Source organism: Microbacterium sp. TPU 3598, from assembly GCF_002356155.1.
GTDB classification, from domain to species: Bacteria; Actinomycetota; Actinomycetes; order Actinomycetales; family Microbacteriaceae; genus Microbacterium; species Microbacterium maritypicum_A.
Window position 1 is genome coordinate 1,999,060 of sequence record NZ_AP017975.1, and the last position, 20,538, is coordinate 2,019,597.

The window sequence follows — 20,538 nt, forward strand, 5'->3', positions numbered from 1 at the left end:
CTAGGGCACGCCGGTTCCGGTTCAGTTCTTCGCCAGCGCCGCTCGATCCTCGTCGCTCACACGTCGTCCGATCGCCTCGCGCAGGCCCGGGTGGTCGGCCAGATCCGGATCGACGGAGAGGATGCTCTCCGCCACCTCGCGCGCACGCGTGATGAGGCCGGCATCCTTGACGACGCGGAGGAGTTTCAGAGAAGAGCGCACACCCGCCTGTGCGGCGCCGAGCACATCGCCCTCGCCGCGCAGCTCCAGATCGACCTCCGCCAGGGCGAACCCGTCGAGCGTGGCGGCGACCGCGTCGACGCGGTCACGGGCGAGCGACCCGGCCTCAGCCTCGGTCACGAGCAGGCAGAGCCCCGGCACACCCCCTCGACCGACGCGCCCTCGAAGCTGGTGCAGCTGCGAGACGCCGAAACGATCGGCATCGAGAACGATCATCGTGGAGGCGTTGGGCACGTCGACGCCGACCTCGATCACCGTGGTGGCGAGCAGCAGATCGATGTCTCCCCGGGCGAACGACTGCATCACCGCGTCCTTCTCGTCCGACGGCATACGACCGTGCAGAACGGCGCGGCGCAATCCGCCCAGAGTGGGATGGGTGGCGAGGGCTTCGTCGAGCTGTACGACGCCCCATCGCGGCCCGGAGGCCCCTTCTGGAGCGAGCGACGGCTGCTCCCCCGCCTCCGTCGTCTTCTTGGTGGTGTCGATCGCTGCACAGACGGCGAAGACCTGTCGTCCCTGAGCGATCTCCTCCGCAGCGCGCTCCCAGACACGGTTGAACCACCCCGGGTGCTCAGCGAGCGGCGCCACGAACGACTCGATACCCGCGCGCCCGGCCGGCATGGTGCGGATGACCGAGGTGTCGAGGTCGCCGAAGACCGTCATCGCGACCGTCCGCGGAATCGGCGTCGCGGTCAGCACGAGGGCATGCGGGCTCGACCCCTTCGCCCGTAGAGCCTCGCGCTGCTCGACACCGAACCGGTGCTGCTCGTCGACCACGACCAGGCCGAGGTCGGCGAACGTGGTCTTCTCCCCCAGCAGCGCGTGTGTTCCGACGACGATCAGCGCCTGACCGGAAGCAACCCGCAGAGCAGCCTTGCGACGCTCGGCCGCCGGCATCTGACCGGTCAACAGCGTCGGCATCAGCTGGGGCGCGAGATCGGGACCCAGCATCTTCGCGATGGAACGCAGGTGCTGACCCGCCAGCACCTCTGTCGGAGCGATCAGCGCCGCCTGCCCGCCGCTCTCGGCGACCTGCAGCATCGCGCGGAGAGCCACGAGGGTCTTACCCGAACCGACCTCTCCCTGGACGAGCCGGTTCATCGGCCAGGAACCCACGAGATCCTCGGCGATCTGGTGTCCCACCGTCTCCTGATCGGGCGTGAGCGTGTACGGGAGGCTCGCGTCGAAGCGTTCGAGCAGTCCGCCGGCACGCGCAGGCCGTGAGGTGGCGGAGAGGGCACGGATCGCATCGCGCTGCTGGAGCAGCGCGGTCTGCAAGGTGAGCGCCTCGTGCATGCGCAGGGTTCGCACGGCGGGATCGATATCGTTGCGAGTACGGGGACGGTGCACAAGCTCCAGGGCCTCGCGGGCGGTGAGCAGCTCTTCTCGTTCCCGAATCTCCGCCGTCAACGGGTCCGGCGCGTCGGAGAGATCATCCAGCACGCGTCCGATGAGTCGAGCGATCTGCCAGGTCTGGATCGCCGAGGTAGCCGGATAGATCGGGATCGGGACGGCGGCCCGCGCATCCGCACTGCGTCGGGCCGAGTCCTCGTCGTCGAACAGCTCGTATTCGGGGTGCGCGAACTGCGTCACACCGTTGAACTCGCCGACCTTTCCCGAGAACACGCCCCTTCGTCCCACCGCCAGATCCTTCGATCGCCACTCGGCAGCACCGACGTTCTTCGCGAAGAACGTCAACGACATGCGTCCGATGCCGTCACCGATCACGACATCGACCATGGCTCCCGGACGATTGCGCATGCGACGGAAGCTGGACGACAGCACCTCCGCGACGATGGTCACCGTCTCGCCGAGGGGGAGGTCGCGGATCGGAGTCAGCTCGCCCGGATCGGCGTAGCGCCGAGGATAGTGCGCGAGAAGGTCACCGACGCTCTTCATGCCGAAGGCGCGACCGAGCGTCTTGGCAGACGCCGCACCGAGCGCATCCTCCAACGAGGAATCGAGCGTGAGCGACATGATCCGAGTCTAGGGAACGCGACGGACACGGCAGACATCCCGCCTGTCGTATCGTGAACGGGTGACGAGGATCATCGCAGGCAGCGCCAGAGGAGCCCGACTCGAGGTGCCGGGCTCGGGCACACGGCCCACGAGCGATCGGGTGCGCGAGTCGTTGTTCGGCGCGCTGGAATCACTGAGCGCGATCGCCGGGGCGCGGGTCCTCGATCTCTACGCCGGATCGGGAGCCCTGGGCTTGGAGTCGCTCAGCCGCGGAGCCGCGAGTGCCGACTTCGTGGAGCGCGGGCGCCCGGCCGCCGCCATCGTCCGACGAAACGCCGGCGTGGTCGCGAAGGCCGGCAGCCTCCCGCTCGGTCGTGTGCACGAGAGCACGGTGCATGCGTTCCTGCAGCGCGCGACGGGACCCTTCGACCTCGTCTTCACCGATCCGCCGTACGACCTCGACGACGTCGCCATGACCGCCGACCTCGTCGCCCTCGCACCGCTCCTGTCGTCGGACGCCGTCGTCGTCGTGGAACGGGCTCGCCGCTCCACGCCCCCGGACTTCGGCGCGGCGAACCTGGCGCAGTTCCGCGAGAAGACCTACGGCGACACCACCATCTGGTGCGCCGAGCCCGCTGCCGGCGAGGACGACGAGCCGGTCGATCAGCCTGCGACCGAGTCCCAGTCCCGATAGGGGTCCCACCCGCTGAGGTCGACCGGAAGGTCATCGCAGAGCAGATCTTCCGGTCCGGCAGCACGAACGGCGCCGATGACGCGGAACCCGGGCGGGAGCACGCCCTCGGGGAACGCGGCGAGCAGGGCGTGATCCTCCCCTCCGGCGATCGCACGCTCAGGATCGTCCCCGAGAAGGTCTCGTTCCAGCGCGATCGTGACGCCGGAAGCCGCGGCCATCCGTCGCGCATCGAGGGCGAGTCCGTCGGACACGTCCATCATCGCCGTCGCCCCCGCCGTCGCGGCGACTGCGCCGAGGCCGATCGGGGGCGCGGGCCGCAGCTGCGCCGTCACCGCCGCGCGCTCTCCGGCGGCGAGCTTCGCGGCATCGACAGCCACCGGCACGTCGCCGTCTCGGAATCGACCGAACAGCACCGCGAGTCCACGTGCGGCATGACCGAGTTCACCGGCGACCGCGACGACATCTCCGGGGCGCGCACCGCTCCTGGTCACGGCAGTGCGTCCCTCGAGGTCGCCCAGCGCCGTCACCGCCACGGTCAGCACATCCGACACCGTCAGGTCGCCGCCGACCACGGCGCAGCCGGGGGCGAGCGCGGCACACGCATCGCGGAAGCCGTCGGCGAGCCGCTCCACGAAAGAGAGCCGCAGGTCGCGCGGCACCGCGAGAGCGACCAGCAGCGCGGTCGGGCGCGCCCCCATCGCCGCGACATCCGCGAGGTTCACCGCTGCGGCCTTCCAGCCGAGGTCGTACCCGCTCGACCATGCGAGCCGGAAGTCCGGGCCGTGCACGAGCGTGTCCGTCGTCGCGACCACGGAACCCGACGGCGTGGCGATCACCGCCGCATCGTCTCCCGGCCCGATGAGCGTGTGGGCCCCCGTCGGCGTCCGTGTCAGGATCGCCTGCAGGATGCGCCCTTCGGAGAGATCTCCCAGGCGCGGATCGTCGGCTTCGTGTCGGGAGGGCATGCTGTCAAAGGTAGCCTGGAAGCATGCCCCGTTCCCGTCGCCTCGCTGTCCTCGCCGGGGCAGTGACCCTCACCGCGGTGCTCGCCGGCTGCTCGACCACCGTGCACCTCGAGCCTGCAGCCGATGCGAACAATCCGGCGTGTGCGAACGTCTCGGTGCTGCTGCCGGAGTCCGTCGGCGGACTCGATCGTGTCTTCACCGACGCGCAGGCGACCGGTGCCTGGGGCGACCCCACAGTCGTGCTGCGGTGCGGTGTCGAACCCCCTGCGCCGTCGGCCCTGGTGTGCACGACCCTCGGCGGCGTCGACTGGCTCGTGCTCGACCAGGAAGAGGACCGTCAGCGCCTCGTCACCTTCGGTCGCGACCCCGCGGTGGAAGTGACGATCCGCCGTGGCGAACAGATCGACTTCCAGGCGATCGTCGACAAGATCTCGGCGAGCATCCAGTCCGGGCTCCAGCCGGCGACCGGACAGTGCACGGACCGCGTCGAGTTCCCCGCGGGCTGACCGCCCCCGGGGAACTCCGATCTCAGCGGCGCAGGCCCGCTTCGATGAGCTCGGTGATGAGATCGCCGTAGCTCAGGCCCGATGCGACCCAGCACTTGGGGAACATCGAGATCGGGGTGAATCCCGGCATCGTGTTGAGCTCGTTGACCACGAGTTCACCCGACGGCGTCAGGAACATGTCGACACGAGCGAGGCCTCGTCCGTCGACAGCCTCGAACGCGCGGACGCCGATCTCCTGGATCGCTGCGCACTCCGCATCCGTCACCTCGGCCGGACACACGACGTCCACGCCGTCACCGCCCAGGTACTTGCCCTCGAAATCGTAGAAGCCCCGCGACGTCAAGACGATCTCGCCGGGCAGCGAAGCCTTGACTCCGTCAGCGGTCTCGAGCACCGCCACCTCGATCTCGCGCCCGCTCACCCCGGTTTCGATCAGGACCTTGTCGTCTTCGGCGAAAGCCACCGCCAGAGCCGCGTCGAGCTCGTCGGCGGTCTCGACCTTGGACACTCCGACGCTCGAGCCCGCACGGGCGGGCTTCACGAACACCGGGAGGCCGAGTTCCGCAGCACGCGCACGCACGTCTGCGGCACTGCGGTCCCAGTCCTTTCGGCGCACCGTCACCCACGGCGCGACCGCGATGCCGGATGCCTCGAGCGCGATCTTCATGAAGTGCTTGTCCATGCACAGAGCGGAATCGAGGACACCGCCTCCGGCGTAGGGGACCTCGAGGGTGTCGAAGTAGCCCTGGATCGTGCCATCCTCCCCGTGGGGTCCGTGCAGGATGGGCAGGACGACGTCGATCTCCCCCAGCCCCTCGACGGTGCCATCGGCGTGCACGACCCGCAACGTGCGGTCGCCACCGGGCTCCGGCCACAGCACCCGAGTGCCGTTGTCGACGACTTCGGGGAGGTGCGCGGCATCGAGCGGGAACTTCGCCGGATCGTCGTCCTCGAGGACGAACGCTCCTTCACGGGTGATCCCGACGGGGATCACGGCGTAGCGGTCGCGGTCAATCGCGCCCAGCACGCCCCCCGCCGTTGCGGAGCTGATCGAATGCTCGCTGGAGCGCCCGCCGAAGAGCACCACCACCGTCTGCTTGTCCATGGTTGGTCCTCTCACCCTGCGGGGTGTCGTCGTCCGTCGTCAGATGGGGTGCGATGTCTCGCGGATCCATCTTGCCGTCGAGCACCATCTTCACCTGCTCGACGATGGGCATGTCGACCTCGGCTTCGCGAGCGAGCTGCAGGATGGGCGCGACGGAGGCGAGTCCCTCGGCTGTCTGCTGCATCTGCTTCACGACGTCCTGGAAGCTGTATCCCTGACCGAGCAGGCGCCCGGCGGTATTGTTGCGGCTCAGTGGCGACTGGCACGTGGCGATGAGGTCGCCCAGACCGGCGAGGCCCTGAAGCGTCTCCGGGTGCGCGCCGTTCGCGACCGCGAAGTCGGTCATCTCGACCAGTCCACGGGTGATGATCGACGCCTTGGTGTTCTCGCCGTAGCCGACACCGTCCACGATGCCGATGGCCACGGCGATCAGGTTCTTGAGGACGCCACCGAACTCGGTACCGATCACATCGGTGTTCACGAAGGTACGGAAGTAGCTGTTGCGGGCCGCGCGTGCGACGATCTCCGCCGTCTCCTGGCTGCGTGAGGAGATGACGGCGGCGGTCGGCTGCTCCCGGGCGATCTCGAGGGCGAGGTTCGGCCCCGAAGCCACCGCGATGCGATCGGGGTCACACCGCAGCTCCTGCTGGATCACCTGGCTCATGCGCAATCCGGTGCCGCGTTCGACACCCTTCATGAGGCTGATGATCTTCGCGTCGCTGTCCGCGATCAGCGGCCGCAGAGCTTTCAGGTTCTCGCGCAGCGACTGACTCGGTACGGAGAGATAGACCTGGTCCACCCCCTCCAGCGCGGTCGCGAGCTCGTGGGTCGCCGCCATCGTGCGGGGAAGGTTGATCCCTGGCAGGTAGCGCGAATTGCGCTTGGCCTCGTTGATCTCCTGGGCGAGTTCGGCACGACGCGCCCACATCGTCACCTGGGCGCCCCCGTCGGCGAGGATCTTGCCGAAGGTGGTCCCCCAGCTGCCCGAGCCGATGACGGTGGCCCGTGGGCCTGCTGCAACGGTTCTCTTAGGAGTCAAGGCGCCCGGTCTCCTTCTGCCCATGGCTCGCGGGGTTCCACCGCTCCGCCGGTGCCTTCTCGTCCCGCAGCTCCTCGAGGAGCGCGGTGATCGCGTTCATGAGTCGATTGGTGGCCTCGGTGAGGGCCGCCGGCTCTCCGGCACGCTCGCGCAGATCGGAGACGTCGACCGGATCGCCGATGAGCACCTGGACCGGCTTGCGCAGCGGCCAGAGGCTCAGACCCTTCTGGTAGCGCCCCATGATCGCCTGGGTGCCCCACTGGGCCATCGGGATCAGCGGGATGCCATCGGCGAGGGCCAGGCGTACCGCACCCGACTTGCCGCGCATCGGCCACAGGTCGGGATCACGCGTGAGCGTGCCCTCCGGGTAGACGATCACGCCGCGGCCGTGCTCGACGAGCTCCTCCGACTGCTTCATCGTCTGCCGTGCGGAGGCAGCGGACGAGGTGCGCGCGACCGGGATCATCCCGGTGCGGTGCAGGAACCAGCCCAGCACCGGGACCGAGAAAAGGCTCTCCTTCGCCATGAACCGCGGCGCGCGACCGGAGCGCCACACGGCGACGGCGACGATGAGCGGATCGAACTCGGAGTAGTGGTTCGGCGCCAGGACGTACGACCCCTCCTGGGGCAGCTTCTCGGCCCCGCGGACACGGATCTTCGCGATCAGAGAGACCGGCGGGATGATCAGCGCCGCGAGCGGCCAGAAGATGCTCGGACGCTTCGTCTCCGATGATCGGGACGTCACCGCGGTCACCGGATGACGTCGAAGTCGGCGCCGAGCGCGTCGAGCTTGGCGAGGAACTTCTCGTAGCCGCGGCTGAGGATGTCGACACCGGACACCTTCGATTCGCCGGTGGCCGTCAGCGCCGCGATCACATGGCTGTAGCCGCCGCGGAGATCGGGAACCACGATGTCCGCGCCATGCAGAGGCGTCGGGCCGGTGATGACTGCCGCCTGCTCCAGGTCCCGCCGCGGAACGCGGCGCGGGCCGTCCTGGAGACCACGGGGGTGCACGACGATGTCGGCCCCCATCTTGACCAGCGCATCGGTGAACCCCATCCGATTCTCATACACGGTCTCGTGCACGACGGAGCGGCCATGTGCCTGCGTGAGAGCGACGACGAGCGGCTGCTGCCAGTCGGTCATGAAGCCGGGGTGCACGTCGGTCTCGATCACGACGGGCTTGATGTCGCCGTCGCGACGGAAGAGGATGCCGTCTTCCTGGATGTCGAACCAGCCCCCCGCCTTACGGAAGACGTTGAGGAACGTGAGCATCTCCTGCTGCTTGGCGCCGCCGACGAAGATCTCGCCGTCGGTGGCCAGCGCCGCGGATGCCCACGATGCCGCCTCGTTGCGGTCGAAGATCGACCTGTGGTCGTATCCGCGGAGCTTCTCGACGCCCTCGATCACGATGACGCGGTTCGGCTCGTACGAGATGATGGCGCCCATCTTCTGCAGCACGGCGATCAGGTCCATGATCTCGGGCTCGATGGCCGCGTTGCGCAGCTCCGTCACGCCTTCGGCGCGGACGGCGGTGAGCAGCACCTGCTCCGTGGCACCGACGCTCGGGTACGGAAGGTGGATGTTGGCGCCGTGCAGACGGCTTCCCCCCGTCGAGAGGCGGATGCCGCTGGGCAGCTTCTCGACGATCGCGCCGAACTTGCGCAGAGCGTCCAGATGGAAGTCGATGGGACGATCCCCGATGCGACATCCACCGAGGTCGGGGATGAACGCCTGACCGAGACGGTGCAGCAGCGGTCCGCAGAACAGGATCGGGATACGCGAGGCTCCCGCGTGGGCGTCGATCTCCTCGAAGTGCGCCGACTCCACATCGCTCGGGTCGAACACGAGCGAACCGGGCTCATCGCCCTCGGATACGCGAACGCCGTGCACCTCGAGCAGCGACCGCACGACGGCGACGTCACTGATCGCCGGCACGTCGCGCAGAGTGCTCACGGTCTCGCCCAGGAGCGAGGCGACCATGGCCTTCGTCGCCAGGTTCTTCGCGCCCTTGACATCGACACGGCCGCGAAGCGGACGTCCGCCTCGGATGGCGAGGACGTCTCCGGTGAGGGCAGGGACTCCGTCCGGAAGAGCGTCGCGCACAGGTGTCGTCATTCGGAGCCTCACTTCATTCACGGATTTCGGGGGCGGGTTGCCCCTGGCTCCCCCGCCCCCACCGTCTTACTGAACGGGAAGGGTTCGGGGCCGCCACGACTCGCGACGGGCCTCGAACTGCGCGATCTTGTCTTCGTTGCGCAGCGTGAGCCCGATGTCATCGAGCCCTTCGAGGAGCCGCCATCTAGTGTAATCGTCGATACCGATGTCGGCCTGGACGTCGCCGATGGACGCGGTGCGCGCCTCGAGGTCGACGGTCATCTGGACCCCGGGATTCCGGTCGATCTCAGCCCAGAACCGCTCGAGATCCTCTTCCGAGATCGTCGCGGCGAGCAGACCCTGCTTGCCCGAATTGCCCCGGAAGATGTCGGCGAAGCGCGGGCTGAGCACGACTTTGAAGCCGAAGTCCCGGAGCGCCCAGACCGCGTGCTCGCGGCTGGATCCGGTGCCGAAGTCGGGTCCGGCGAGAAGCACCGATGCCCCCTGGAAAGGCGCCTGGTTGAGAACGAAATCGGGATCCTGACGCCATCCGTGGAACAGAGCGTCCTCGAAACCGGTCTTCGTGACCCGCTTGAGGAAGACGGCGGGGATGATCTGATCGGTGTCGACGTTCGAGCGCTTCAGGGGCGCCGCGATACCCGTGTGAGTGGTGAACTTCTCCATGATTCAGAACCCTTCCGTGAGGTCGCTCGGGCTGGACAGGGTGCCACGGATCGCGGTGGCTGCGGCGACGAGCGGCGAGACGAGGTGCGTGCGCCCTCCCTTGCCCTGCCGGCCCTCGAAGTTCCGGTTGGAGGTGGACGCACAGCGCTCCCCCGGAGCCAGCTGATCGGGGTTCATCCCGAGGCACATCGAGCATCCGGCGAAGCGCCACTCCGCCCCGAAGTCCTTGATGACCTTGTCGAGGCCCTCCGCCTCGGCCTCCAGCCGCACCCTGGCGGATCCGGGGACGACCATGACCCGCACCCCGTCGGCCTTCTTCTTGCCCTCGATGATCGAGGCGAACGCACGCAGGTCCTCGATACGGCTGTTGGTGCACGACCCCATGAAGACCGCGTCGACCGGAACCTCCTTGAGCGGTGTCCCCGGAGTCAGATCCATGTACTCCAGCGCACGCTCGGCGGCGGCGCGCTCGTTCGGATCGTCGATCTCGGCCGGGTCGGGCACCGAGGCCGAGAGCGAGCTGCCCTGACCGGGGTTCGTGCCCCACGTCACGAAGGGCTCGAGCTGGTCGGCATCGATGAACACCTCGGCGTCGAACGTCGCGCCGTCGTCGGTCGGCAGCGTGCGCCAGTACGCGACGGCCTCTTCCCAGTCCTGTCCCTTCGGCGCATGCGGGCGGCCTTCGAGGTATGCGAACGTCGTCTCGTCGGGAGCGACCATGCCGGCGCGGGCCCCCGCCTCGATGGACATGTTGCAGATGGTCATCCGGCCCTCCATCGACAGGGCGCGGATGGCGCTGCCGCGGTACTCGAGCACGTACCCCTGACCGCCGCCGGTGCCGATCTTCGCGATGACCGCGAGGATGATGTCCTTGGCCGTGACACCGGGGCGGAGCGTCCCCTCGACGTTGATCGCCATCGTCTTGAACGGCTTGAGCGGGAGCGTCTGGGTCGCCATGACATGCTCGACCTCGCTCGTGCCGATGCCGAACGCCATCGCGCCGAACGCGCCGTGGGTCGAGGTATGCGAATCGCCGCACACCACCGTGATGCCGGGCATGGTCAGCCCGAGCTGAGGACCCACCACGTGCACGATGCCCTGTTCGGCGTCGCCCAGCGAGTGCAGACGCACCCCGAACTCGGCGGCGTTGCGGCGCAGCGTCTCGATCTGCGTACGGCTGGTGAGATCGGCGATCGGCTTGTCGATCTCCCACGTCGGGGTGTTGTGATCCTCGGTGGCGATCGTGAGATCGAGACGGCGCAGCGGGCGGTCTTCGCTGCGCAGTCCGTCGAAGGCCTGCGGGCTGGTGACCTCGTGCACCAGATGCAGGTCGATGTAGATGAGATCCGGCTCGCCGTTCTCACCCTTCACGACGAGATGGTCGTCCCAGACCTTCTCTGCGAGAGTTCTGCGGCGTGCGGAATCGGCACCGTTTGCGGGGGTGGTCATTGCGTGTCTCCTGTGGCTGGCGGTTCGGCCCACGATGGACTCCGCGACGAGGAGGGGCTCAGAACGAGGTCTCGTCGCGGCGCCTAAGAAGAAGGAGGACGGCCCGCATGACGTCAGATTACCACCGCTCGGACATGCTCCTCCCCGTCATGACACTCTGTTGAGCACCCCGACCGACCGAGAGGCACCGCATGACCGTCGACTCCGCCCGCTTCGCCACACGCGCGGTCCATGCGGCGAGAACCCGCGAGACTGCGGCGTCGCGCGCGACGCCGATCTATCTGACGGCGGGCTTCGAGTTCGACGACTTCGATCACGCAGCCGATCATTTCCGCACAGGGACAGGCTTCGGATACACGCGCACCGGGAACCCCACGGTGCGCGCGGTGGAACGGCAACTGGCCGCCCTCGAATCGGGAGCGGACGCCGTGCTCGTCGCCAGCGGCCAGGCGGCGGTCGCCACAGCCCTGCTGACCGTCGCGGGCGCCGGCGATCACATCGTGTCGTCCACGCACATCTACGAAGGCACCAGAGGCCTGTTCCTCGACAACCTGGCGCGGCTCGACATCGAGACGACGTTCGTCGACGACATCGCCGATCCGGAGGCCTGGCGCTCGGCGATACGCCCGAACACCCGTGCGCTGTTCGCCGAATCGCTCGCCAACGCGCGCAACGACGTGCTCGACATCCGCACCGTCAGCGGCATCGGCGACGAGCACGCCATCCCGCTCATCGTGGACAACACGCTGGCCACGCCTGCGTTGCTGCGCCCTCTCGAGCACGGAGCTGCGATCGTGGTCCACTCCGCGTCGAAGTTCCTCGCCGGTCACGGCTCCGTGCTCGGTGGCGTGCTCGTCGACGACGGACGCTTCGACGCCGAGCTGGCGGGCCACAACGCCCCCCACCTCGTACTTCCCGGTCGGGGCGAGACGCCCAGTGTCTTCGCGCGACACGGCGGTCGTGCCCGCATCGCGTACGCCAGGGAGTCGGTGGCTCCGCGCTTCGGCGCCTCTCCCTCGCCGCTCAACGCCTTCCTGATCGGACAGGGCGTGGAGACGCTCGGACTCCGGGTCGAGCGTCAGTCCCGCAATGCTCTGCAGATCGCCCGGTGGCTGGAGCAGCACGAGGCCGTCGAGAGCGTGGACTACGTCGGACTCCCCTCCCACCCCGACCACGCGCTCGGGAAGCGCTACCTCGACGGCGGTTCCGGCTCGATCTTCACCTTCACCCTTCGGGGCGGACTCCCGGCGGCGCGCCGCTTCGTCGAGGATGTCCAGGTCTTCACCCACATGACCCACATCGGAGACGTCCGTTCCCTAGTGCTGCATCCGGGGACGACAAGTCATGCGCAGCGCACCGACGAAGAACGCGAGATCCTCGGCGTCGGACCGGGCACCCTCCGCCTGTCGATCGGCATCGAGGACGTCGACGATCTTCTCTCCGACCTGTCTCGCGTGCTCCAGGGTGTGCGGGAGACGGTGGCATGACCCGCCCTCAGCACTTTGGCTGGTTCCTCGCCCGTGGCTTCGGCCCGCAGGGTTGGGGATATCCGTCGCTCGACTGGGACTACGACTGGACGCGTCCCGAGATCTATCAGGAAGCCGCGCGGACGCTCGAACAGGCCGGGTTCGATCTGGTCATCATCGAGGACGCACCATCTCTGGGATCGCCTTCGACGATCGACCTGCGGGTGCGGCACGCTTTCGGCGGGCCGAAGCATGATCCGCTCCTCCTCGCGCCGTACCTCTTCCAGGCGACCAGGCATCTCGGCGTGGTCCCGACGGTGAATCCCGCCGCCTCCCTCCCCTACACGGCGGCGCGGCAGTTCGCGACCTTGCAGCACCTCAGCGGTCACCGGCTCGGACTCAACGTCGTCACCGACACCGGCAGCGCCCGCCACTTCTCCGACGCGACGCAGCTGGGACACGACGAAGCGTACGACCGCGCCGAGGAATGGCTCACCGGCATCCGCTCGCTCTGGCGCAGCTGGGATGACGGGGCCCTCGTCGCCGACCGCGAGACCGATGTCTTCGCCGATGGCACGCGGTTGCGGGCCGTCACGCACCGGGGCGAATACTTCGCGTTCGACGGACCGCTGAACGCCGTGCCGTTCGCCGAGGGGGAACCCGCGATCGTCTCACCCGGGGGCTCGGGTCGAGGACTCGGCTTCGCCGGCGCGAACTCCGACGTACAGCTGGCGCTCGCCCCGCTGCACGAGAAGTCCGTGCGCGACTACCGCGCCAAGGTGCACGAGGCGGCGGTCGCGAGAGGCCGACGTCCGGACGACATCAAGATCCTCTTCGCCATCCAGCCCGTGATCACGTCGTCGAGCGACGAAGCCGATCGCATCGTCGCGGCCTCTACGCACCCCGACGACGCCGCGCTCGTGCAGATCGCCCGCAAGCAGTCGAGTGATCTCGAGACCGACCTGACGTCACTCGACCTCGACCGGCCGCTCGACCTCTCGATCTTCGGCGCCCATGTCTCGCGGGGCAGCATCCAGCGCCTGATCGGCGACCGCGGGGAGGACGCCCCGCTGCGTGCGCATCTGAGCGCGCTCGCCCGCGCCGGTCGCCTCAAGGATCGCACCGGATTCGTCGGCACCGCCGAGGAGTTCGCAGACCTGATCGAGGAGCTCGGCGACTGGGGCAACGACGGCGTGCTGCTGTGGGGCGACTTCCACCCCGTGACGCTGCACCGGACGCTCGATGAGCTCGTACCCGTTCTGCGTCGCCGCGGGATCCTCCGACGCGAGTACGCAGAGGGTGGCCTGCAGGCGAACCTGCGCGCGTTCTGATCGGCGGTAGGACCGACGGTCACCAGCCCAGGGAACCGGGATCGCCCTTGAAAGGGCCGACGACGGACGAGGTGACCCAGCCGCCGTAGAACCCACCCGGCTGTGGCGTCGCGATCTCGTCGCCCACCGTGCACTCGTCCATCGGGGCCGCGTACACGGCGATCCGATCGGTCAGCGCCTCGAATCCCGGTGTCGGATTCGGATAGTTCCAGGCGGCGCCCCGGCGCACGGTGCCGCCGTTGCGCACGTCGAAGTAGCGGGCCGCGCCCTTGAACTCGCAGAACGATGCGCCATCGGCCTCGACCAGTGCACCGGGGACGAAATCGGCGATCGGAAGGTAATACACGGGAGGGTGGCTCGTCTCCAGCACGCGCACCGCACGACGGGTATCGGCGATCAGGTCTCCGCCGAGGCGGATCGTGACGCGCTCCGTGACCGGCTCGACGCGCGGGGGCCTCGGGTAGTCCCAGACGGATTCCTGTCCGGCGGCCGGGGCGATGGGACGAGGTCGACGCATCTGTTCACTTTACGTCTCTCGGTGTTGACTGGTGCCGTGACCGTCATCCCGATGTTCCCCCTCGGCTCCGTGCATTTCCCGCATACGCCGCTTCCCCTCCGCGTGTTCGAGCCGCGCTACCTCACGATGATCGGCCGGCTCCTGGATGAGGAGGACCCTCGATTCGGGGTCGTTCTCATCGAACGCGGTCACGAGGTCGGCGGGGGTGATCGGCGCAGTCGTATCGGGACGATGGCCCGGCTGGTGAACGTATCCGCCGGTGCGGATGCGCTGCTCGCCGTAGCCGTCGGCACCGACCGCTTCACGGTGGAGGAGTGGCTCGATGACGACCCCTTCCCCCGCGCCGAGGTGACGTCGCTGTCCGCGCTCGACTGGAACGACGAGCTCACTCCGCTCCGCACCGAAGCCGAGGCGATCGTGCGCCGCACTCTCGCACGCGCCCCCGGCGCGCAGTGGGACGCCGACACCGAGATCTCGGACGAGCCGGTCGCCGCGGCCTGGCAGCTCGCGGCGATCGCTCCCCTGGGCGAGTACGACAGATATGCACTGCTGAACTCCACCACGATGGGTGGGCTGCTTCGTCAGATCATCGACCTCACCCTGGACGCCGAGCTTCTGTGGTCACGCGGATGAGAGGAGAGGCGTCCGCTGGCGAGCGTGCCGCCGCCGGCGTCACTCCACGGTGGTGGATCGCCTCGCCACGCGCTTCTCACGGGACGACGCGATCAGGCTTGCGACCGTCGCGATGGTCATCGAGGCCAGGATCACGCCGAGCGAGACCATGTTGCTGATGTCGGGCACCCACTCGACGTGCTCGCCGCCGTTGATGAACGGCAGTTCGTTGACGTGCAGGGCGTGCAGGATCAGCTTGATGCCGATGAAACCGAGGATGACGGCGATGCCGTAGTGCAGGTAGCGCAACCGGTCGAGCAGGTCGCCGAGCAGGAAGTAGAGCTGGCGGAGCCCCATCAGCGCGAAGATGTTGGCGGCGAAGACGAGGAAGCCGTTCGTGGTGATCTCGAAGATCGCGGGGATGGAGTCGATCGCGAAGATCAGGTCGGTCACACCGATGGTGATGAAGACGATGACCATCGGCGTCCACATGCGCTTGCCGTCCACCGTGGTGCGGATCTTCGAGCCGTCGTAGGTCTCGCTGATATCCACCCGGCGACGCAGCAGCCGCACGATGAAGTTCTCACGCTGCACCTCGCCCTCGTGGTCGCCGTCCGGCATGGCCTGGCGGATCGCGGTCCAGATGAGGAAGGCGCCGAAGATGTAGAAGATCGGCGAGAAGTTCTCGACGATCGCGACGCCGGCGAGGATGAAGAGCCCTCGCAGGACGAGCGCGATGATGATGCCGATCATCAAGACCTGCTGCTGCAGCCGTCGCGGAACGGCGAACTGGGCCATGATCAACACGAAGACGAACAGATTGTCGATGGAGAGGCTGTACTCCAACGCCCATCCGGTGATGAAGTCGCCGGCGTTCTGCCAGCCCCCGACGTTTCCGAGGAGCACGGCGAACAACAGCGCGAGGCCCACGTAGAAGACCACCCAGAGTGTGGATTCCTTCGTCGACGGGATGTGCGGCCGGAGCCGGATGAGGAGCAGGTCGCCGATCAGGATGATCGTGAGGACGATCATCGAGGTGATCTCGAACCAGACGGGAATGTCCAAGGGCGCACTGCACCTTTCGCGGAGGGGTCGGGAATGAGTCGAAAGTCTCTCCCCCGCACTGACGTGCGGCGCGCGCCCGGAGCAGCGATGACGGTGCTCGTGATGACGTTACGCGCGGATTCGGGATACTCCCTCTCGCCCGGGCAATGCTACCGGAGCCTCGGCATCAGCGGGAGCGGATGACGCCCGAATCTTCGCGCCCCACCCGACCTCCGGCTCCCGCATCGAATCTGAGACGATGGGGCGTCGATCGACACTCTCCCTGTGAGAGACACCGAACGGAACCGGGATGCCCCTGCAGACAGATGACCAGAGATGGGCGGCGCAGGCCGCGGCGGGCGACGAGAGCGCCTTCCGCGAGCTGTACCGCACACACGTGCGACCTGTGTACTGGATCGCGCACGGCATCCTCGCCTCGCCGGCCGACGCGGAGGATGTGACGCAGGAGACGTTCGTCGTCGCCTGGCGCAAACTCCCCCGTCTGGAGCTCCAAGGTGAGTCGATCCTGCCCTGGTTGGCCACGATCTGTCGCTTCCAGGCAGCGAATCGAGTTCGCCAACGTCGGAGGGATCAGGCGCACACCGCGGAGGCGGTCGATGAGACCCTGTTGCAGGACACGGTGAGCGTCGAGGAACAGGTCATCACGGCGGAGCTGGCTGCGCGGATCGCGCAGGAGGTGGGCACGTTGAGCGAGCTGGACCGCGAGATCTTCCGCCTGTGCGCGTCGGAGGGCTACGCCTATCAGACGGCTGCCGAAGAGCTCGGGGTGACCCACGCGGTCGTTCGGAATCGTCTCTCCCGAGTGCGCACGCAGTTGCGGGGCGCCGTCACGGAAGCGAGAGACGCATGAACGAAAAGACCACCAGCGGCGACCTGCCCGACCTCTCGGACGACACGATCGCCCGCATCGAAGACGCGGTCTTCGCCGAGATCGCCACCGAGCGGGCCCCCGCGCACGTCGGGAAAGCGCGATCGCGGACGCGCCAGCGGCGTTGGCTCACCGGCGCAGGCATCGCTGCGGCTTTCGTCGTGGGTGTGCTCGTGACTCCGCCGATCCTCGGTGCCGTCGGCGGGGGCACCTCCGTCACGGCCGACGGTATGAGCACTTCCGGCGGCTCCGTCGCCGATTCCGCTCCCTCCTCCCCCGAGCGGATCACAGGGATCACACCCGAATCGCTGCCCGACGGCGCACTCAGCTCCGGCACGGACGGAACTCTCCCCGGCACGGTGGAGTCCGGCACCGCGGAGGCCGACACCGGACGCCAGATCATCGCCACGGCGCAGGCGACGGTCCAGGTGAAGAGCATTCCCGATGCCGCGACGGCGATCGCCGCCCTGGCGGAGGAGCACGGCGGTTATGTCGAGAGCACGGAGATCGGGAAGTCGATCGCCGCCGACGGCTCCTCCGAGCCGGCCCCCGTTCCCGACGATTCGGCGTACGGCTGGATCAGCATCCGGGTGCCGTCGGCTGATCTGCCCGACGTGATCGCCGCTCTCGATGACACCGGCGACGTGCTCTCGTCGTCGACGTCGAAGCAGGACGTGACATCGGTCGCGATCGACCTCCAGGCGCGCGTCGACTCCACCCGAGCGTCGGTCGAGCGGCTCACGCAGCTGATGGCGCAGTCGGGAACCGTCGCCGAGCTGATCGAAGCCGAGGTGGCGCTGACAGACCGCCAGGCACAGCTCGAATCGTATGAGCAGCAGCTCGCCGCCCTCGACGATCAGGTCGCCACGTCATCGCTGCAGGTGCAGCTGACCAAGGCGAGCACGCCGACCACCGCCGACCCTGCCGGCTTCGTCGACGGGCTGACGGCGGGATGGAACGGGCTCGTCGTGTCGCTGAACGCGCTGGTCATCGCCCTGGGCTTCCTCCTCCCCTGGCTCGTGATCGCGGGCGCCGTCGTGCTCGTCGTCTGGTTCCTCCGCCGCGCACGACGGAACCGACGCCTCGCCGGCGCGACGACATCAGACGAGACGATCGTCGAAGCCTGACGCGGCCGGTGTCAGGAAGAGGCCGTCTCCCTGTGGCGGGAGCCGGCCTTTTCCTGATTTTCCGGCTTATACAAGAACACTTGTGCATCTTGTGCACCGCGATTAGCGTCGTCTCCCGTGGAAGACATCTCCGTGATCACCGCCGTACATCACCCGCTGCGCCGTCGCATCTACGACTACCTGCTCCTGTACGGCACGGCGCAGGTAACCGCGATCGCCCGCGCACTCGACAGCCAGGTCGGCAGCATCAGCCATCACCTGCGCATGCTCGAGCGCGCCGGCGTCGTGGAACGCGCCCCGGATCCTGCGGGCGACAGACGCACCAGCTGGTGGAAGGTCGCGCGTCGGGGCCTCACCTGGTCGACCGACGACTACGCCGATTCGCCCGCCGATGCCCTGCTCGCCAGAGAGGCCCAGCGACAGGGCATCCGGATGCAGATCGATCGGCTCCAGCGCTGGCATCGCAGTCGCCACGATCCGGCCTTCGCCGGGTACGACGGCTCGAACACCGAGACCACAGCCTGGGCGTCACCCGAGGAACTGCGGGACCTCTCCGCGCGGATCCTCACGACGATCCGGGAGTGGCAGGACGACATCGACCTCGACGATGGCCAGGACCGCGCTCCCGTCTTCGTGTTCGCGCACGCCTTCCCGACGGCGCCGTGATGTCGACCGTCAGCGACCCTGTCGAGATCGTCGCACCCCCCGCCTTCCGCCGCGATCGCCTGGTGCACGCGTGGATCGGCGTGAAGGCGCTCTCGGATGCCGGCGACGCACTCTGGACCATCGCCCTCGCCTGGACGGCCGTGCAGGTCGCCTCTCCCGCCGTCGCAGGACTGATCGTCGCCGTGGGAACCGTGCCCCGGGCGGTGATCCTGCTGTTCGGAGGCGTGATCGCCGACCGCGCAGACGCCCGTCGCATCATGCTCGTGTTCAACGTGCTCCGGGTCGGCGTCCTGGTCGCCGTCGCGGTCTGGGTGCTCACGACTCCTCCCTCTGTCGCCGTGCTGCTCTTCGCCGCGATCGCGTTCGGCGTCTGCGATGCGTTCTACGAGCCGTCGGCGGGCACGATCGCCCGCCAGCTGGTCAGAGCCGCCGACCTCCCCAGCTACGGCGCTGCAGCGCAGACGGCGTCTCGGCTCGGCACCATGGGCGGCGCGGCGATCGGTGGATTCGTCGTCGCGCACGCCGGTCTCGCCGGAAGCGCATCCGTGAACGCCCTGACCTTCACGCTGGTGGTCGCTTTCATCGCCATCTGGCTGCGCCCCCGCTTCCGTCTCGCCCGTGCGGAGAAGGAGACCGCTCTGCGCGGCATCGCGCGCGGGTTCGCCCATCTCTCCGCGAACCCCACGACCCGCACGCTCGTGATCGCCCTCTCGGGACTGAACCTGGCCGTCGGACCCGCCGTCGGGATCGGGCTCGCCCTGAGGGCGCATGACGAGGGCTGGGGCGCCCAGGCTGTCGGCCTGTTCGAGGCGCTGCTCGGCCTCGGCGCCGCACTCGGGGCTGTGTCGGTGGCGAAGTGGCGCCCGCGGCACGAGGCACGGGCAGGTTTCTGGGCGCTGGTCGTGCAGGGCGCCGGAATCGTGGCGCTCGGCTTCGGGCCGGCATGGACCGTCGGTACCGCTGCCTTCGTCATCGGCGCCACCGCGGGGTACGCATCGGTGCTGCTGAGTGCGACGTTCTCGGCGACCGTCGACACCGCATATCTCGGTCGCATGGGGTCCCTCACCCGTCTCGGCGACGATTGCCTCATGCCGCTCGCGATGGCCGGATTCGGCGCACTCGCCTCCGCGACCGCGCTCTGGGTGCCGTTCACCATCTTCGGCGGCGCGATGATGGCGCTGATGATCCTGCCCTTGAGCAATCGGACTTTCCGGGCGATGTCGCTGAAACCCGCAGTCTGAGCGCACGGGCACGTGGACGGCGGAAACAAGAAAGCCCCCGGCGAACCGGAGGCTTTCTCTGTTGTGTGACCCCAGCGGGATTCGAACCCGCGTTACCGCCGTGAGAGGGCAGCGTACTAGGCCGCTATACGATGGGGCCGTCTGGCGAAACGTTTCCGTCGCGCGACAACCGTTCAAGTATGCCACGGCGATTCTCACTGCGCCAAATCGGCGCCGCCCTGAGACGAATCCCGGGCGTGGCGCACCGATTCCGTTTGCCGTGGGCGACCTGAAGGAGTTGACTCATGCCATGCGCGTCACCAAGTTCGAACATGCCGCCCTCCGTCTCGATGCGAACGAGAAGACCCTTCTGATCGATCCCGGATCGTTCACGGCACCCCTGAACGACCTCACCGATCTGGTGGGAATCGTGATCACCCATGAACACCCGGACCACTGGACGACCGATCACTTCGACCGCCTCCTCCGCGCAGCGCCCGGAACGCCGATCTTCGCCCCCGCGGGTGTCGCCCGCGCGGCCGAGGGATACGACATCACGGTGGTCTCCCCCGGAGAGACCGTGGAGATCGGCGGATTCACTCTGCGATTCTTCGGCGGAACGCACGAGGTCATCCACGCCTCTCTCCCGACGGTCGAGAACGTCGGGGTCCTCGTGAACGACGAGCTCTACTACCCCGGCGACTCCTACGCGGTTCCCGAGGGCGTCGCCGTCGGCACTTTGGCCGCGCCGCTCGGCGCCCCCTGGCTGAAGATCGGTGACGCGATGGACTACGTGCTCGCTGTCGCCCCGCGCCGCGCGTTCGGCACCCACGACATGACGCTGTCCGTGATCGGCAGGAACATGCACCGACAGCGACTGCAGTGGGCCACGGAGCAGGGCGGCGGCGAGTTCTTCGTCCTCGAGCCCGGCGAATCCCTCGATCTCTGA

The 20,538-nt window shown here is 68.2% G+C and carries 20 protein-coding genes and 1 tRNA gene; 10 read left to right on the forward strand and 11 right to left on the reverse strand.

The window, feature by feature from the left end; all coding sequences use genetic code 11:
- Positions 1-21: 21 nt before the first annotated feature.
- Positions 22-2,196, reverse strand: coding sequence for an ATP-dependent DNA helicase RecG (locus MST3598_RS09550; RefSeq protein WP_029259088.1), 2,175 nt, complete (start codon positions 2,194-2,196; stop codon positions 22-24).
- A gap of 61 nt (positions 2,197-2,257) precedes the next feature.
- On the opposite strand from MST3598_RS09550, the gene rsmD reads away from it, so the two are divergent.
- Positions 2,258-2,872, forward strand: a complete 615-nt coding sequence (rsmD, locus tag MST3598_RS09555; RefSeq protein WP_029259087.1) for a 16S rRNA (guanine(966)-N(2))-methyltransferase RsmD — start codon at positions 2,258-2,260, stop codon at positions 2,870-2,872.
- Here the strand turns inward: rsmD and thiL are convergent.
- On the reverse strand, positions 2,842-3,837 hold the full coding sequence (gene thiL, locus MST3598_RS09560; protein WP_021200433.1) for a thiamine-phosphate kinase: 996 nt from the start codon (positions 3,835-3,837) through the stop codon (positions 2,842-2,844). The genes rsmD and thiL overlap by 31 nt on opposite strands.
- A gap of 23 nt (positions 3,838-3,860) precedes the next feature.
- Here thiL and MST3598_RS09565 point away from each other — a divergent pair, with 23 nt between their 5' ends.
- Entirely contained in the window at positions 3,861-4,343 is a 483-nt protein-coding gene (locus MST3598_RS09565; protein ID WP_021200432.1) for a DUF3515 domain-containing protein, read from the forward strand.
- A gap of 22 nt (positions 4,344-4,365) precedes the next feature.
- On the opposite strand, the gene MST3598_RS09570 is transcribed toward MST3598_RS09565, so the two are convergent.
- The 6 genes from MST3598_RS09570 to leuC all read right to left on the reverse strand — a co-directional run bounded on the left by MST3598_RS09570 (position 4,366) and on the right by leuC (position 10,717).
- A complete protein-coding gene (locus MST3598_RS09570) occupies positions 4,366-5,448 on the reverse strand; it encodes a D-alanine--D-alanine ligase family protein (RefSeq protein ID WP_036271561.1) in 1,083 nt (360 codons plus the stop codon).
- Positions 5,354-6,511, reverse strand: a complete 1,158-nt coding sequence (locus tag MST3598_RS09575) for an NAD(P)H-dependent glycerol-3-phosphate dehydrogenase (RefSeq protein WP_373695366.1) — start codon at positions 6,509-6,511, stop codon at positions 5,354-5,356. Before MST3598_RS09575 ends, MST3598_RS09570 begins: the two co-directional genes overlap by 95 nt.
- Positions 6,477-7,241 carry a lysophospholipid acyltransferase family protein gene (locus MST3598_RS09580; RefSeq protein WP_029259084.1) on the reverse strand — a complete coding sequence of 255 codons (765 nt, stop codon included), beginning with the start codon at positions 7,239-7,241 and terminating at the stop codon, positions 6,477-6,479. The genes MST3598_RS09575 and MST3598_RS09580 overlap by 35 nt, the downstream gene beginning before the upstream one ends.
- Positions 7,238-8,605 (reverse strand): UDP-N-acetylglucosamine 1-carboxyvinyltransferase, encoded by a 1,368-nt coding sequence (murA, locus tag MST3598_RS09585; protein WP_021200428.1) that lies wholly within the window; start codon positions 8,603-8,605, stop codon positions 7,238-7,240. The genes MST3598_RS09580 and murA overlap by 4 nt, the downstream gene beginning before the upstream one ends.
- 66 nt (positions 8,606-8,671) lie before the next feature.
- Positions 8,672-9,268: a 3-isopropylmalate dehydratase small subunit gene (leuD, locus tag MST3598_RS09590; RefSeq protein ID WP_021200427.1), complete on the reverse strand. Its 597-nt coding sequence runs from the start codon at positions 9,266-9,268 to the stop codon at positions 8,672-8,674.
- A gap of 3 nt (positions 9,269-9,271) precedes the next feature.
- The gene (leuC, locus tag MST3598_RS09595) at positions 9,272-10,717 is read right to left on the reverse strand and encodes a 3-isopropylmalate dehydratase large subunit (RefSeq protein ID WP_021200426.1); all 1,446 of its coding nucleotides are present in this window, start codon (positions 10,715-10,717) and stop codon (positions 9,272-9,274) included.
- A gap of 191 nt (positions 10,718-10,908) precedes the next feature.
- On the opposite strand from leuC, the gene MST3598_RS09600 reads away from it, so the two are divergent.
- The gene (locus MST3598_RS09600; RefSeq protein WP_029259082.1) at positions 10,909-12,204 is read left to right on the forward strand and encodes an O-acetylhomoserine aminocarboxypropyltransferase/cysteine synthase family protein; all 1,296 of its coding nucleotides are present in this window, start codon (positions 10,909-10,911) and stop codon (positions 12,202-12,204) included.
- Positions 12,201-13,514 (forward strand): LLM class flavin-dependent oxidoreductase, encoded by a 1,314-nt coding sequence (locus MST3598_RS09605; RefSeq protein WP_029259081.1) that lies wholly within the window; start codon positions 12,201-12,203, stop codon positions 13,512-13,514. The genes MST3598_RS09600 and MST3598_RS09605 overlap by 4 nt, the downstream gene beginning before the upstream one ends.
- 19 nt (positions 13,515-13,533) lie before the next feature.
- On the opposite strand, the gene MST3598_RS09610 is transcribed toward MST3598_RS09605, so the two are convergent.
- Positions 13,534-14,031, reverse strand: a complete 498-nt coding sequence (locus MST3598_RS09610; RefSeq protein WP_029259080.1) for a DUF427 domain-containing protein — start codon at positions 14,029-14,031, stop codon at positions 13,534-13,536.
- A gap of 36 nt (positions 14,032-14,067) precedes the next feature.
- Here MST3598_RS09610 and MST3598_RS09615 point away from each other — a divergent pair, with 36 nt between their 5' ends.
- Positions 14,068-14,664: an LON peptidase substrate-binding domain-containing protein gene (locus MST3598_RS09615; protein ID WP_021200422.1), complete on the forward strand. Its 597-nt coding sequence runs from the start codon at positions 14,068-14,070 to the stop codon at positions 14,662-14,664.
- 39 nt (positions 14,665-14,703) lie between these two features.
- Here MST3598_RS09615 and MST3598_RS09620 read toward each other — a convergent pair whose 3' ends face one another.
- Positions 14,704-15,708, reverse strand: coding sequence for a TerC/Alx family metal homeostasis membrane protein (locus tag MST3598_RS09620; protein WP_021200421.1), 1,005 nt, complete (start codon positions 15,706-15,708; stop codon positions 14,704-14,706).
- A gap of 289 nt (positions 15,709-15,997) precedes the next feature.
- Here MST3598_RS09620 and MST3598_RS09625 point away from each other — a divergent pair, with 289 nt between their 5' ends.
- The 4 genes from MST3598_RS09625 (at position 15,998) to MST3598_RS09640 (ending at position 19,610) form a co-directional block, all read left to right on the forward strand.
- The gene (locus tag MST3598_RS09625) at positions 15,998-16,558 is read left to right on the forward strand and encodes an RNA polymerase sigma factor (RefSeq protein WP_029259078.1); all 561 of its coding nucleotides are present in this window, start codon (positions 15,998-16,000) and stop codon (positions 16,556-16,558) included.
- The gene (locus MST3598_RS09630; protein ID WP_029259077.1) at positions 16,555-17,703 is read left to right on the forward strand and encodes a DUF4349 domain-containing protein; all 1,149 of its coding nucleotides are present in this window, start codon (positions 16,555-16,557) and stop codon (positions 17,701-17,703) included. Before MST3598_RS09625 ends, MST3598_RS09630 begins: the two co-directional genes overlap by 4 nt.
- A 117-nt stretch (positions 17,704-17,820) precedes the next feature.
- The gene (locus tag MST3598_RS09635) at positions 17,821-18,369 is read left to right on the forward strand and encodes a helix-turn-helix domain-containing protein (protein ID WP_029259076.1); all 549 of its coding nucleotides are present in this window, start codon (positions 17,821-17,823) and stop codon (positions 18,367-18,369) included.
- Positions 18,369-19,610: an MFS transporter gene (locus MST3598_RS09640; RefSeq protein ID WP_096359546.1), complete on the forward strand. Its 1,242-nt coding sequence runs from the start codon at positions 18,369-18,371 to the stop codon at positions 19,608-19,610. Before MST3598_RS09635 ends, MST3598_RS09640 begins: the two co-directional genes overlap by 1 nt.
- A gap of 66 nt (positions 19,611-19,676) precedes the next feature.
- Here the strand turns inward: MST3598_RS09640 and MST3598_RS09645 are convergent.
- Positions 19,677-19,749 (reverse strand) — tRNA-Glu (locus MST3598_RS09645).
- 150 nt (positions 19,750-19,899) lie between these two features.
- Between MST3598_RS09645 and MST3598_RS09650 the strand changes: the two genes are divergently transcribed.
- On the forward strand, positions 19,900-20,538 hold the full coding sequence (locus tag MST3598_RS09650; protein WP_029259074.1) for an MBL fold metallo-hydrolase: 639 nt from the start codon (positions 19,900-19,902) through the stop codon (positions 20,536-20,538).

Bases quoted from the DNA above. Each gene is read 5' to 3' on its own strand.
- MST3598_RS09550 (WP_029259088.1), bottom strand. From the start codon at position 2,196: ATGTCGCTCACGCTCGATTCCTCGTTGGAGGATGCGCTCGGTGCGGCG.
- thiL (WP_021200433.1), bottom strand. From the start codon at position 3,837: ATGCCCTCCCGACACGAAGCCGACGATCCGCGCCTGGGAGATCTCTCC.
- MST3598_RS09565 (WP_021200432.1), top strand. From the start codon at position 3,861: ATGCCCCGTTCCCGTCGCCTCGCTGTCCTCGCCGGGGCAGTGACCCTC.
- MST3598_RS09570 (WP_036271561.1), bottom strand. From the start codon at position 5,448: ATGGACAAGCAGACGGTGGTGGTGCTCTTCGGCGGGCGCTCCAGCGAG.
- MST3598_RS09575 (WP_373695366.1), bottom strand. From the start codon at position 6,511: ATGGGCAGAAGGAGACCGGGCGCCTTGACTCCTAAGAGAACCGTTGCA.
- murA (WP_021200428.1), bottom strand. From the start codon at position 8,605: ATGACGACACCTGTGCGCGACGCTCTTCCGGACGGAGTCCCTGCCCTC.
- leuD (WP_021200427.1), bottom strand. From the start codon at position 9,268: ATGGAGAAGTTCACCACTCACACGGGTATCGCGGCGCCCCTGAAGCGC.
- leuC (WP_021200426.1), bottom strand. From the start codon at position 10,717: ATGACCACCCCCGCAAACGGTGCCGATTCCGCACGCCGCAGAACTCTC.
- MST3598_RS09600 (WP_029259082.1), top strand. From the start codon at position 10,909: ATGACCGTCGACTCCGCCCGCTTCGCCACACGCGCGGTCCATGCGGCG.
- MST3598_RS09605 (WP_029259081.1), top strand. From the start codon at position 12,201: ATGACCCGCCCTCAGCACTTTGGCTGGTTCCTCGCCCGTGGCTTCGGC.
- MST3598_RS09610 (WP_029259080.1), bottom strand. From the start codon at position 14,031: ATGCGTCGACCTCGTCCCATCGCCCCGGCCGCCGGACAGGAATCCGTC.
- MST3598_RS09625 (WP_029259078.1), top strand. From the start codon at position 15,998: ATGCCCCTGCAGACAGATGACCAGAGATGGGCGGCGCAGGCCGCGGCG.
- MST3598_RS09630 (WP_029259077.1), top strand. From the start codon at position 16,555: ATGAACGAAAAGACCACCAGCGGCGACCTGCCCGACCTCTCGGACGAC.
- MST3598_RS09640 (WP_096359546.1), top strand. From the start codon at position 18,369: ATGTCGACCGTCAGCGACCCTGTCGAGATCGTCGCACCCCCCGCCTTC.
- MST3598_RS09650 (WP_029259074.1), top strand. From the start codon at position 19,900: ATGCGCGTCACCAAGTTCGAACATGCCGCCCTCCGTCTCGATGCGAAC.